This window comes from Paenibacillus sp. JT22N1 (genome assembly GCF_059692155.1).
In genome coordinates, this window is the sequence record NZ_JCAUAW010000027.1 from 66,542 (window position 1) to 79,259 (window position 12,718).

13 protein-coding genes are annotated in these 12,718 nt (G+C 39.5%); all 13 read left to right on the forward strand.

From position 1 onward, the window contains the following. Positions 1-6: 6 nt before the first annotated feature. Positions 7-336: a hypothetical protein gene (locus AC58UU_RS34390; RefSeq protein ID WP_497322018.1), complete on the forward strand. Its 330-nt coding sequence runs from the start codon at positions 7-9 to the stop codon at positions 334-336. Between the two features lie 544 nt (positions 337-880). Beyond that, a complete protein-coding gene (locus AC58UU_RS34395; protein WP_497322019.1) occupies positions 881-1,072 on the forward strand; it encodes a hypothetical protein in 192 nt (63 codons plus the stop codon). Between the two features lie 408 nt (positions 1,073-1,480). Then, positions 1,481-2,236 carry an exonuclease domain-containing protein gene (locus AC58UU_RS34400; protein ID WP_497322020.1) on the forward strand — a complete coding sequence of 252 codons (756 nt, stop codon included), beginning with the start codon at positions 1,481-1,483 and terminating at the stop codon, positions 2,234-2,236. Positions 2,237-2,494: 258 nt separating this feature from the next. Continuing rightward, complete coding sequence (locus AC58UU_RS34405) at positions 2,495-2,674, forward strand: hypothetical protein (protein WP_497322021.1); 180 nt, start codon at positions 2,495-2,497, stop codon at positions 2,672-2,674. Between the two features lie 374 nt (positions 2,675-3,048). Further along, positions 3,049-3,390, forward strand: a complete 342-nt coding sequence (locus AC58UU_RS34410; protein ID WP_497322033.1) for an EamA family transporter — start codon at positions 3,049-3,051, stop codon at positions 3,388-3,390. Positions 3,391-4,101: 711 nt separating this feature from the next. Further along, positions 4,102-5,694, forward strand: a complete 1,593-nt coding sequence (locus AC58UU_RS34415) for an ATP-binding protein (RefSeq protein WP_497322022.1) — start codon at positions 4,102-4,104, stop codon at positions 5,692-5,694. A 760-nt stretch (positions 5,695-6,454) separates the two neighbouring features. Then, positions 6,455-7,279: an XdhC family protein gene (locus AC58UU_RS34420; protein WP_497322023.1), complete on the forward strand. Its 825-nt coding sequence runs from the start codon at positions 6,455-6,457 to the stop codon at positions 7,277-7,279. Then, a complete protein-coding gene (locus AC58UU_RS34425; RefSeq protein ID WP_497322024.1) occupies positions 7,276-7,593 on the forward strand; it encodes an XdhC family protein in 318 nt (105 codons plus the stop codon). The genes AC58UU_RS34420 and AC58UU_RS34425 overlap by 4 nt, the downstream gene beginning before the upstream one ends. Before the next feature lie 66 nt (positions 7,594-7,659). Then, entirely contained in the window at positions 7,660-8,259 is a 600-nt protein-coding gene (locus AC58UU_RS34430; protein ID WP_497322025.1) for a nucleotidyltransferase family protein, read from the forward strand. Positions 8,260-8,301: 42 nt separating this feature from the next. After that, the gene (locus tag AC58UU_RS34435) at positions 8,302-10,464 is read left to right on the forward strand and encodes a xanthine dehydrogenase family protein molybdopterin-binding subunit (RefSeq protein ID WP_497322026.1); all 2,163 of its coding nucleotides are present in this window, start codon (positions 8,302-8,304) and stop codon (positions 10,462-10,464) included. Further along, positions 10,457-10,924 carry a (2Fe-2S)-binding protein gene (locus AC58UU_RS34440; protein WP_497322027.1) on the forward strand — a complete coding sequence of 156 codons (468 nt, stop codon included), beginning with the start codon at positions 10,457-10,459 and terminating at the stop codon, positions 10,922-10,924. Before AC58UU_RS34435 ends, AC58UU_RS34440 begins: the two co-directional genes overlap by 8 nt. Further along, positions 10,924-11,781, forward strand: coding sequence for an FAD binding domain-containing protein (locus AC58UU_RS34445; protein ID WP_497322028.1), 858 nt, complete (start codon positions 10,924-10,926; stop codon positions 11,779-11,781). Before AC58UU_RS34440 ends, AC58UU_RS34445 begins: the two co-directional genes overlap by 1 nt. Before the next feature lie 412 nt (positions 11,782-12,193). Beyond that, on the forward strand, positions 12,194-12,718 hold a 525-nt coding region (locus AC58UU_RS34450; protein ID WP_497322029.1), incomplete at its 3' end, for an IS110 family transposase.

Below are 12,718 nucleotides of genomic sequence, written 5' to 3' on the forward strand. Positions count from 1 at the left end.
TACAATGTGGAGAACAAGTTGAACTCGAAAGAAAAAAGAAAGCAAGAACGTGAATTACTCGATGAATATCACAAATTGGTAACTGAACAGGCCCTTGAGCCATTGTTCCTATCGTTTTTGGAATGGAAACAAGGGACCTTGCCATATTTCGAACTTACCGAACTAATCCACATATTCCATAAAAAGAATCAGGAGATCTACAAGGACTTTGAATATACAGGTCGCAATGAACTCGTTCTTCTTGCGAAGATGAAATTGGGACGATTAACTGAAGAGGATATTTCAGAATATGGATGGCTTTTGGAACGATGGGGGTACGAGGACAAAAACAGATAAACTTATCTAATAAATTGCTCTATCAGAGAACAGGTTGTAGTGAGTGGTTGCTTGTTCGCTTAGGGACGAGCAGTATAAGGTAGGGGTCTTGAGTTGATAATGAAGGATACAACACAACATTAAATAAAAAGAAAATGAACCCAAAGGAAATCACAGGAGCGAGAACATGACAATGAGGAAAATGATTAAGTCCATTCTTATAAAAGTAGTAATCGCCGCTATCTTGACAATCATACTCAGCGCTGTTCTTTATTTTTTAGATCTTGGTCCGAATCCGGTTGGAATTTTTATCGTTATTATGATTATACTCTTCTTTTGGGATTCGATATTATGGGGAATTATAAATCGATGATTAACTAGATTGAACTAAAGCAGAACGATAGGAGTTGAATAAGCACAAAAAACAGGCTACCCCAGAATTTAATCTCGGTAGCTTATTCCGCTAACGGGCAGATTACTTGATAAACTTTTAAAATTTTTATATTGAAGAATGAATAAAGTACTGTTACTCTTATGGAAATATTTACTATAGGGGGTTATTAGAATGAGTATTAAAGCAACAAATCCGATATTATATACGATACCAGAGAGCTTTGAAAGTAAACGGTTGCTCATAAGAGCCCCTTTGTGGGAAGATGGCGTGATGTTAAACGAGGCAGTGTACTGCGGCTGCGCGTATATGTGCTCAGATAAATTTGCAAATACGAAAGGGAGCAGCAAGATAACTATCAGCTGATTCCTCATTTATTATTGGACACCACCCTTCGTATCGTGCCCCAACCTTTAAAGAACATTCCCGAATAAAAAAAAGCAACTAGTACCATACGGTACCGCAGCAGAGGGAACTTTGTATTCGCACCAGTTCAATCAATCTATAAGTTAAATGGAGTTTGTAGAACCGATCATCGTTGTTCCGTTTAGCACGGATTTCAGCGTAATATCGGTTCAACTAACGAGGGACTAGCTTATAAACAATAGCTTTCTGAGGTGCTAGTGTGTTAATGTCGATACCTTGTTGATGAAGGTAAAACGATTTGGGAAGAATTGAAGGATTGAGTGGATGATGAGAATGTGGTACATTCGTATCCATCATGGTCTCATTTATATGTACATGGTATATGAGAAGTAATGAGGTGAATAGAGCATGCATTACATCGTTATCGATCTCGAATTCAACGGTAGGCAGCATTATGACATTTATCCTATGGAGATTATTGAAATTGGGGCTGTAAAATTAAATGAGCAGATGGAAATTATCGAGACATTCCAAAGCTTTATTCGTCCTAAATTTCCTTTAAATAGATTTGCATTGCAGTTTTGCGGTATCACAAAAGAAAGGTTATTAAAAAGCAAGCCTTTTGAAGCAGTTATTAAAAAATTCAAAAAATTTTGCGGCACAGATTATAAGCTGATCGCATGGGGCGCCAGCGATTTCTTCACTTTAATGGTTGATTGCAAAGTAAATCATGTTCATACAGAATGGATCACTACTCAATTGTTGGACTTGACGCGTCATTTTGATGGAGGCTTGCAGCAAGCTCTAGATGATCATGGCCTTCAATTCATCGGACAAAGTCATTCTGCACTAGATGATGCTTTAAATGCTGCGCTTTTATTGAAGCTCAAACCAGAAATCGTAAGTGATATCAACTATTTCACCCCAGATCCTGTGAAAATATGTACGGGCGGCATCAAGAAATGGATCCTTATGTCGCTTGACAATGCTATTGAAAATGACCAGATGTTAAGTTGGGACGATTTTTTTAAGGATCGGAATACTCAGAAGTATATCGCCATCATGAACTTAGCTGATCACGAAATCAAAATGGTTCAAAATCTCTTTATGAAGTTTGCGCAAATGAAGTATGGTCGAAAAACAAAAAAAATATTATATGCGTAAATGATGTAGACCCCTATGAATGGGGTCTTTTTGTATTTATCGAACAATATCTTACGATGGTGTTTTGTAACCGGGTAATGCTTCTCCTCTACACTAACTACCGCCGCTGTTTCATTTATCGTCTTAGTCTTTTTGTAGCCTTCTGATTCTCTAATTAAAAGGGTTAGCTAAAACAAATAAATTATTTGCATAAAGGATTAAGATATCGGAATAATAGTAGCGTGTTTTTAAACACTAGAAGGTACAAAGGAGTCAAAAATGGAAAAAAGCGGGCACAAAACGGTTATCCATACTGAGGATCGAAACGAAATGAATGGTGATGAACCAACGATAATTCTGGACGGACAGGCAACTGAAAAGGTTCCAAGTGAGCCAAGTCTAATGGAACGAACAAAAGAGGTAATGGAGAACATAGGAACCGCGATAAACAAAATTTGAGTTGAGGCAGGCTTTAACGTAAGTTTTATCAATTGGATAATTTTAAAAAGGATTAACAACCCTAAGCACCGTCGCGGTGCTTTTTTCTTTGTTTAGATTTGTGGGCTGCCGCAACGACTGTGGCCTTTACGGGCAGGATACTCTAACGAATACATAAGAAGTATATTCCCACCGTAGGTGAAATATATGGTAAAATATTTAATTGGTCGGTCTATTATTGGAAGGTGGTAGAGCCAGTGTTTAGTTTAGCTGTAATACTCGTACTCGGTTCTGGTTGCCTTCATTCAATTTGGAGACTTTTATACTAAAAGAAGCATAAACAAAAATGTTTTTCTTTGGTTTTGTCAACTTGCCGCATTTATTATATTTTTGCCGTGGAGCTATGTCTCACCTGTAATTTTAAACGAAGCAACAAATATAGGAATCTACTAGCTCTTTCATGGGCAACTTTTAACTCCAAAGGCATCCGAAAGGAACTAAACGCAAACTGGAAAATAATGTTGTTAGGTGGGATTATTGTACCCACTGGTTATCTATTGTTCTTGTTTGCCTTATCACTTGCACCTGTAGCTCAACTCGCTCCTATGAGGGAAATAGGAACAGTTTTTGGTACGGTCATGGGAATAATTATTCTCCAAGAAAAACAAGGCACAAGACGCTTACTTACATCAATTTTAATTACGCTGGGAGTTATCATCGTAGGCGTATGGGGTTGATTTTGATGGGTGAGCGTTGAACTAACGGGAAACTATAGATTAATCAATAAGGGCTACCGCGAGGTGGCCCTTTGCTCACCTAAACATTCCTGTTAGGGCTAAGAAATAGCCTTTGTCAAAAAAGGAGCGCCTCGGTATGATGGGTTTGTCGGCTTGACCTGCGGAACTTATTAGATCAAGCACTTATTATGGTATAATTTACTATAATAGGGGAAGACTCCTCGAGCAATACTACTGCCTCTTCAAACAAAAGTAGTAAAGATAATCAAGAGAGACTCATGCAAGCTCCGAAAGACCATTCAAAGTTGTTTCTTAAATGCGAGTGGCTAAGATTTTAGGTCTCAGTCAAGGGGATGATTAGTCAATTACTACGAAAATTTGCATATTGGGCCATTATAAATGTAATTATGAGATTTCACTGGAAGGGGAAAAGGTAATGAGATTATTAAACGGCAACAAAGCGGCAGCGGTAAAAGCAGGTAGTTTACGTATACTCAAGATTCATTAATCGAGTATAACGCAGCAGAATTATTATCGACCAAGAGTAGGGAGTAGTAACACATGTAGACGTAGCCTTTCGGAAATCGATGGGGGTTTTAGCATGTAAGTCTGTCAAATTCATTCTACTACCACTCCTTTCAATAGCAGTAAGAATTGTTAATTTCGAATTCTATTGATATTTGAAGTTGCTATAAAATTGAGGAGAATCATATGAATAAATGGATCGCAAATTCCCGCCTTAGGTGTTTGGAACAGGGGATGGACCCCACGAAAATACCTACGCCGGGGTTTAAGTTGTCAGCAATACAACTTCATGAAGAGAAGGACAAATATAGGGATATCCTTGTTGTCACTAAATATTTTGCAGAAAAAATATTAGCATTCGTGTCGGGGACACCTCATTTAATAGTTGTCAGTAATGACACTGGCTACATTTTAGATAATTATGGCGATAAGACAATGAAGTCGATGATAAATCAATTAGGCATCCAAGACGGCATTAAGTTCGATGAAGAATTTATGGGGACGAACGTGGTAGCTCTGGCTCTTCAAGAACAAAAGCCTATTCAAATTATAGGTGCGGAACACTACCATACGATGTTGGAGAATGCTGCTTGCTACTGTGTCCCGTTTCATTTCACAAATTACCACAACCTCTCAGGTGCTATTTCAATCATGACTTCTGTTGAGCATCATAATCATACTTATTTAGCACTGCTTGCAAATATGGTGGACTCTATTGAGCGAGAATTGTCACTACGCCTCACCAATCATAATCAAAACCTCATACAGCAGCTTGTAGTCGATAATATGCGAAATGGTATCATCATGACGGATGAGAGAGGAATCATTACAGAATTTAATGCTTACGCAGAAAAAATAACGGGAAGAAATCGAATGAGTGTTATAGGCACACCGGTTTTTCCATTTGAACATTTTGGAAGCTATTTCTATCAAGCACTCAAATATCGTAAGCAGTGTGAAAATATCGAGCTCACTTTTCGTTATTCATTAGATCAAGAAAATGTGTGTCTCTTTGATGTGCTGCCAATCTTAAATGAACGTGGTGAATTGCTTGGTGCATTCGCTCAGTTTCGTGATATCACAGATCGAGTAATCTTGGAGAAGCAAATCATTAACTCTGAAAAATTCTCAGCAATTGGGAAAATGGCAGCTGGATTAGCTCATGAGATTCGGAATCCATTAACCTCTATTATTGGTTTCTTCCAACTCTTACAACAGTCTAATGATCAACAAAAATTTCAGAGATACGTTGGTTTAATTAATACGGAACTTCAAAGTATGAAACAGTTGGTCTCGGATTTTGTAGTCATGGCGAAGCCTAGTACTCCAGAGAGAAGAGCAATTGATATGAAAGAATTATTGAAAGACACCATACGCTTTATGGATAGTCAAGCCATTTTAAAAAACACTTCAATTACAGCTATCTATGATGACGAATTAACGATAGCGATGATTGACCCTTCTCAGATTAAACAAGTATTAGTTAACCTTCTTCAGAACGCAATCGAATCCATTAAAAAAAATGGATTTATTAAACTATGTACTGAGTTAGTTCCTGATAATCAAGAATTTAAGATCATCATTGAAGATAATGGCGTGGGAATGACGAAGGAAGAACTTGATCAAATCGTTAATCCATTTTTTACAACAAAGGAAAATGGTGTAGGTCTTGGATTATCTATTTGTTACCGTATCATTGAAAATCATAAGGGAAATATGACAGCTACCTCTCGTAAAGGATATGGAACTCGGTTCGAGGTTACATTACCGCTTGCATAGTAGCAGAGGAGGGGAGCTTTAATCAATCAATGAAATAATATTTCGTTGATTGATTAAGCGAATAACGTTTCAAAAGATGGCGAACAAATTAGTAGACGGGATCCGTCTTCTTTTTTCACGGTGGAGCTTGAATCCAATGGAAACAGAACAAAGTTGCGTCTTACGCATACGGGGTTTCAAGATGAGGATTCTAAGGAATGGGCATGAACAAACTTGGCCTCTTGTACTTGAGCAACTTGACAATCTTTGCATTAGGGGTAATGGTACTCGTGGTAATTACATTCTCTGGGTTATCTGTTCGATTAAAATAAATTAAGCAGTCAGTTCAACTAACGAGGAACGATAGTTAAACAGTGAAGAGCTGCCGCATGACAGCCCTTCACTCCGCTAACGCACAGATTTCTCTTTAACGCGGCAGTTTGAATCTCTAACACAAATGTATGTACAAGACTGAATGATGGGGACACTTTAGTTGAATAGAGGCGCTCAAACAGTTGCGGTCTAAGACTTTATTTTCAGAGTCTTGAACCAAAGCTGTTTTTTAGTATGAAATCAGATTGTTTTCAGGTCGATGGAGATGCGTGAAAAATGCGGCAAGGTGAGGGGCTCATAAGGAATCCCCCTTATCTAAAGGGCAGCTCAGCTGAATAAGATAATCAGAGTGAAAGTATCTATGCTCTGAAATAAAATTCTGATAATTATAACTGTTAAATAATATATATCTATAAATGAAGTTTCGTTATCAGAGAGGGCGAGATGCATGGAACTTTATCAGAGACTGATCTCCTCAATTGAAAATCGATTTGAGGTTGCCTTAATCACAGTCACAAGGATCAATCTTCATGATCCAAACCATGATTGTCAGCTAAGGGAAGTTACTGTGGGAACCAAGCTGCTGGTTTACTCTGGTGGAAAAGTATTTTGTGAAAAAGAATTAGCATTGGAAGAATGGCAGCCTTTATTGGAAAATGCAAGGACGGCGTTGGCCCATCAAAAATCAAATACGTGCATCTCACAAATAAAGTCCTGCGAAATTGAATATTTTGTGGAAGTGTATCCTCAGCCGCTGCATTTAATTGTTGCGGGAGCTGGCCATGTGGCGAAGCCTTTGGTGGAAATGGGTAAAAAGCTTGGGTTTTATATCACTGTCATTTGCGATAGGGCTCAATTTGCGAATTTTGAACAATTTCCTTGGGCTGACGAGGTTGCGTGTAGACCTTATAATGAGTATTTCCGAAATTTGGACATAACGGATAGGCCTTATATTTTGTTGCTCACACGGGGCCATCAGTATGATGTTGCGATCCTTCGTGAAATCCTACATCTTTCTGTTCCCTATATAGGAATGATTGGAAGCCGTAGACGCATTTCAGGTGTATTTTCTCAGCTCCATGAGGATTTTCCAGATGTCGGATTTCAGAATGTATACGCTCCTATTGGCCTGGATATTGGCGCACAAACGCCTGAGGAGATAGCAATCAGTGTATTGGCGGAAATTTTACGGGTGAAGAATCATAAATCCGGAAAATCACTAAAAGAAGAAATCGGCCATTTTATCGTGGATAGGCAGGAGGAAGATGAATGAACGAGCTTGAGCTGATGAAACGGATCGTGAGGATTAAATCTACCTGTGCAAAGGCTGCTCTGGCTACCGTGATTCGAACGAAGGGTTCTACGCCCAGAAAGGTCGGCGCGAAAATGATTATTTATGCCGATGGAACAATAGCCGGGACGATCGGAGGCGGCTGCGGGGAAGGCGAGGTAATTGAAATAGCCATGCATGTTATAGCCACAAAGATGAGCACCCAGCACACGGTTGATCTGACTGCAGGGCTGTTTTATGAAGATGGAGGGATCTGTGGCGGCATTCAGTATGTATTTATTGAGCCAATACATTGAGGTGATAGGATAGATCAAAATTCAGAAGCATATATTATATTACATTTGGCCAAAGAGGTGGAAACGATGGAAGCGATCATCCTTGCAGCCGGATACTCAAGCAGAGCAAATGATTTTAAAATGACCTTAAAACTAGGGGAAATGACAGTATTGGAGCATACCATCTCCAAATTTGAAGGAATATGTAAAAAGGTTATCGTTGTGAGTGGTTTTCAGTGGGAACGCATAAAAGAAGCAACATCAGAGATGCAGAAGAATAACAAATACGACATGGATATCGAATGTGTGGTTAATCCAAGTTTTGACCAAGGTATGTTTAGTTCCGTTCAAAGAGGTTGCAGAGAAGTGGAAGCATCTAGTTTATTTATTACGCCTGGGGATTGTCCGCTTGTGGAAAAGGAAACGATACGGAATTTAGCAAAAGAAAAGGGGAAGGTGGTAATTCCAAGTTATCATTTGAAAAGTGGACACCCCATTAAATTAACGGACGAAATAAAGATCCGCATTCTTGAAGCCAAGGCTGATAGTAATCTGCGAAAGATTCTTCAAGAATATGAAAAGAATTATGTGAATATAGAAGACCCTGGTGTCCTCATGGATCTTGATACTCCGGAAGATTTTAAAAAAGCAACCGATTTTTACAACGAATGCAGCAGGAAAAGATAACAATTTCGTAAATTTATTATTACCATAAGGGGGGCTGCTCCCATGCATGCTAAAGATATTAGTATCTCTGTGAAAAAAAAAGATCATGATGGGAAAGTATCAGGTCAACTAGCTTATATCGGCGATGTGAAACTAGACTCTATGCTGTATGGTGTATTGTATCGCTCACCTATCGCATACGGTAAAGTACGATCGATCCAGTTGCCGCCATTGCCTGAAGGTTATGAAAAAATTGGAGCCGAACACATCCCTGGGGCCAATTTTGTGAAATTGTTACATAAGGATCAGCCCATTTTTGCTAATGAATGGGTCAATTATATTGGTGAACCCATTTTCATGCTAGTGGGCCCTAAGTTAGACATTCTACATCAATTATTAGATGAAGCCCAAGTGGATATTGAAGAACATCCAGCAATCCTTTCTTTAGATGAAGCAATTATACAAAAGGATCGAACGGGAGTATTCGCCAGTCATGAATTTGGAGAAAGTCTCGAAGTGTTACAAGCTATCGAAAAAAATGCGCATCAAATCGTAGAAGAAGATTACGAGACGGGTTATCAAGAACATGTCTATTTGGAACCCCAAGGAATGCTTGGGATTTATACGGAGGATGAACTCCTCGTAGAAGGGTCGATGCAATGTCTATATTATGTGAAAAAGGCATTGGTTAGCGCACTGGCATGTGAGGATGATGAGGTAAGGGTGATTCAAAGTCCTACAGGCGGCGGGTTTGGCGGGAAGGAAGATTTCCCTTCTATGATGGCTTGTCATGTTGGCATAGCTGCTAAGGTTGTTAAAAAACCGGTCATGCTACTGTTTGACCGAGCAGAGGATTTTGAAGTAACGACAAAGAGACATCCTTCCAAATTTAAATATCGAACAGCTTTAGATGAAGAAGGAAATGTTCTAAGTATGAATGTAGAGCTCTTTCTTGATAGCGGAGCAAATGCAGGTTTAAGTCCTGTCGTTTTGCAGAGGGCATTACTGAACAGTGCAGGCGTATATAAAATTCCGCACTTTCATGCGAAAGGCTATGCGCTTAAAACCAATACTGTGCCCAATGGAGCTTTTAGAGGCTTTGGCGCACCGCAAAGCTTTGCAGCAATTGAAAGTCTTATGGGACACATTTGTAGAAAGCTAAAACGAGACCCCATTGAATATAAAAGAAACTATTTGGTGAAACAAGGTGATTCAACCATTACCAACGGAAGATTTAAAGACCCGGTTTTGATGGAAGACATAATCAAAGATTTAATGCTTACAGTCGACTACACAAAGAAAAAAGAAGAGTTCCTCGGCTTTAACCAGCAAAACAAGCGCTACAAAAAAGGGATAGGCGCTTCCTTTTTCTTGCATGGCTGTGGTTTCACCGGCAGTGGGGAAAGAGACCATATTAAAGCTACTGTAAAGTTAGCAAAAACAGAAAACGATCAGGTGCTGATCAAGATATCAAATTCAGATATGGGTCAGGGCGCGCTAACCATTATGAGCAAAATTGTAGCTAAAGAGCTTGGGCTGCCTTACGAGGACATATCGTTTCCATATCCGGATACGAATGAAGTTCCTGATTCTGGTCCAACCGTAGCATCCAGAACCACGATGATTGTCGGCAAATTGCTGGAACGGGCAGCAAGTAAACTGAAAGCAGGGTGGCAATCAGGTGTACCTCAAGAGGTAGTAGAACACTATATTCATGAAGAAATGATTCCTTGGGATGAGGAAAATTTCTCTGGAGATGCCTATCCCGCTTATTCGTGGGGAGTAAATATGATAGAACTAGAAGTAGATATTTTAACTGGAAATGTTCAAGTGGAGAAAATTTACGGCAGCTTTGATATAGGAAAAACGATTGATGAAAAAATTGTTAAAGGTCAGATCGATGGTGGCATGGTACAAGGAATCGCTTACGGTTGTATGGAAAAAATGACGTCTAAATCAGGCAAGATAGAGCAAAAAAGCATTTCAGACTATGGCCCCCCAACGTCTAGGGATGTTGTCCATATTGAAAGCAAACTCTATGATAATCCTTTTGCTGGAGGACCTTATGGCGCGAAAGGTGTCGGTGAATTGCCACTAACGGGAGGAGCTCCTGCTGTGCAAGCAGCGATAGAAGATGCCTTGCAAAAATCCTTTTTTCAAATTCCTGTTACACCAGAATTGATTATCGAAAGTTTGACAAAGAAGGCGGGGGAAACGATTGATTAAATTTCACCTTAATGGAAGAGAAGTGGAAACAGAAGCTCCATCCACCGTAAGATTGATTGATTTATTAAGAGACGAATTTCAGTTAATTGGTCCAAAAGAGGGCTGCGGCGATGGAGAATGCGGGACTTGTAGTGTCCTTGTTAATACTCTTGTGCAAAATAGCTGCCTCATTCCCATTGGCGCCATCGAAGGAGCTGATATTATTACCATTGATGGATATTGTAAGACAGAACAGTTTCAAATGTTAAGTGAATGTTATTCTGAAGCAGGTGCAGTTCAATGTGGTTTTTGCATACCAGGAATGGTTATGGCAAGCGCAGCCCTGTTATCCAAAATTCCTCATCCGACAGAAGAAGAGATTCGTGAAGGAATCTCCGGAAATTTGTGCCGTTGTACCGGCTATAACATGATTGTGGATGCGATTGACTTAGCAGCGAAAAAGGGTGAAGGCTTATGGTAATGAAAACCATTATATCCTACCGATTTATGAGTGTAGAAGAAACCATCTCTCAACTAAGCAGAGAAGACTGCCAAATTATTGCGGGCGGCACAGATGTCATGGTACAGCATAAAAGTCCTAGAGGGAGCCCTGCCAAGTTTGTTAAGCCCATTGTTTTTATCGATCATTTAAAGGAATTAAAGCAGGTTTATATGATGAATCATGACATTCATATAGGTGCTTGTTGTTCCTTTAGCGATATGATGGAACACCCCCTCATACCGAAAATACTAAAGAAAGCAATAAAAGAAATTGCCGCGCCAGCTATTCGAAATAGGGGAACGATTGGCGGGAATATTTGCAATGCATCTCCTGCAGGAGATACTTTACCTTTGTTATATATCTATAACGCTAAAATACGATTGAGATCCTCTAAAGGAGAAAGGGTAGCTGAGATTCGAGATTTTATTCAGGGCCCAAGAAAAGTGAGCAGATTTAAAGATGAAATCGTTACAGAAATCATTTTGCCAGAAGTGCAGGAGGATAGTACCTATTTTGTTTTTGAGAAAGTGGCTAACAGAAGAGCAGATGCAATAGCAAAAATATCGTTTGCAGGTTCGATGCGTTGGGATGAAGGCAGGATTTCTGATGCTCGATTTGCTTTCGGTGCTGTAGGACCAACCATTGTACGTTCCATGGATATTGAAAAAAAATTATTGGGAGAAGCATTTCCGTTGGATAATGAGTTAATTGATGGGGTTGTTGCTGATTTTGAAAGCATATTAAAACCAATAGATGATCAACGCTCTACAGCGGTTTATCGGAAAACAGTAGCACTAAATTTATTGCGTCATTTTCTTGAAAACAAAGCGATCTGAAGATCTTAAAAAGCTGAGAAATCAAGCTTTCATTATTTTTATGTTGTCCGGCGACACAAACATGAGTGCTTACAGATCCCCATAAATAGGCGATTTTTCATTTCAAAGCCCATATGTTTGTGTCGTATGATGTCAGGTGACAAGAACATTGTCCCCTTAATTGCCGCGTATTACGCGGTTTTTTATTTTTATGGGATCAAGTTCTTGTCAAAAACAAATGACAAGAACTTGATCCCATTCCCGATTTTGACAAGAACTTGTTCTCATTCCCGACAGATCCTTTTTTAGACTCATCATTTAGCTAAACATTCCTGTTAGTCCTAAGAATTGGACTTTGAAAGAAAAGGAGCGCCTCGGTATGATGGGTTTGTCAAAGGGTTTAACCCAACACCATCAAGGAGGCGCTCTTATTATGAAGTTTAAGCAATCTGACGGTCAAAATCAACGGATCGAACGAATTTCCACGACTCACCTCATTGTGGGAATCGATATAGCGAAAGAAACACATGTCGCACAAGCAATAAATTTTCGAGGAATCATACTTACTAAGAGGCATCTTTCTTTCTCAAATACAATTGAAGGTTATATGAAATTAGAGCGATGGATCCATGAGATTGGGCAGAAGCATCATTTAAAGAACGTCATAATCGGTATGGAACCAACGGGACACTATGGATATAACCTTGCTAATTGGCTTGCTGACAAGGGCAAAGATGTTGTCATGGTGAACCCAGCTACCACCAAACGAAACAAGGAAAACCGCGATAATTCCCCCTCCAAGAGTGATCCGAAGGATGCACTCGTCATTGCTGATGTGGTTAGTCGAGGTTTCTACTATGATTTCGCTCGGCACGCTGTTGTCTTTCAAAGGTTGCAAACGATTATGAGTGATCGGGAATTTTGGGTAACGAATAGTGTGAGGTTGCAGAACCGGATT

Bases quoted from the DNA above. Each gene is read 5' to 3' on its own strand.
- AC58UU_RS34395 (WP_497322019.1), top strand. From the start codon at position 881: ATGAGTATTAAAGCAACAAATCCGATATTATATACGATACCAGAGAGC.
- AC58UU_RS34400 (WP_497322020.1), top strand. From the start codon at position 1,481: ATGCATTACATCGTTATCGATCTCGAATTCAACGGTAGGCAGCATTAT.
- AC58UU_RS34405 (WP_497322021.1), top strand. From the start codon at position 2,495: ATGGAAAAAAGCGGGCACAAAACGGTTATCCATACTGAGGATCGAAAC.
- AC58UU_RS34415 (WP_497322022.1), top strand. From the start codon at position 4,102: ATGAATAAATGGATCGCAAATTCCCGCCTTAGGTGTTTGGAACAGGGG.
- AC58UU_RS34420 (WP_497322023.1), top strand. From the start codon at position 6,455: ATGGAACTTTATCAGAGACTGATCTCCTCAATTGAAAATCGATTTGAG.
- AC58UU_RS34425 (WP_497322024.1), top strand. From the start codon at position 7,276: ATGAACGAGCTTGAGCTGATGAAACGGATCGTGAGGATTAAATCTACC.
- AC58UU_RS34430 (WP_497322025.1), top strand. From the start codon at position 7,660: ATGGAAGCGATCATCCTTGCAGCCGGATACTCAAGCAGAGCAAATGAT.
- AC58UU_RS34435 (WP_497322026.1), top strand. From the start codon at position 8,302: ATGCATGCTAAAGATATTAGTATCTCTGTGAAAAAAAAAGATCATGAT.
- AC58UU_RS34445 (WP_497322028.1), top strand. From the start codon at position 10,924: ATGAAAACCATTATATCCTACCGATTTATGAGTGTAGAAGAAACCATC.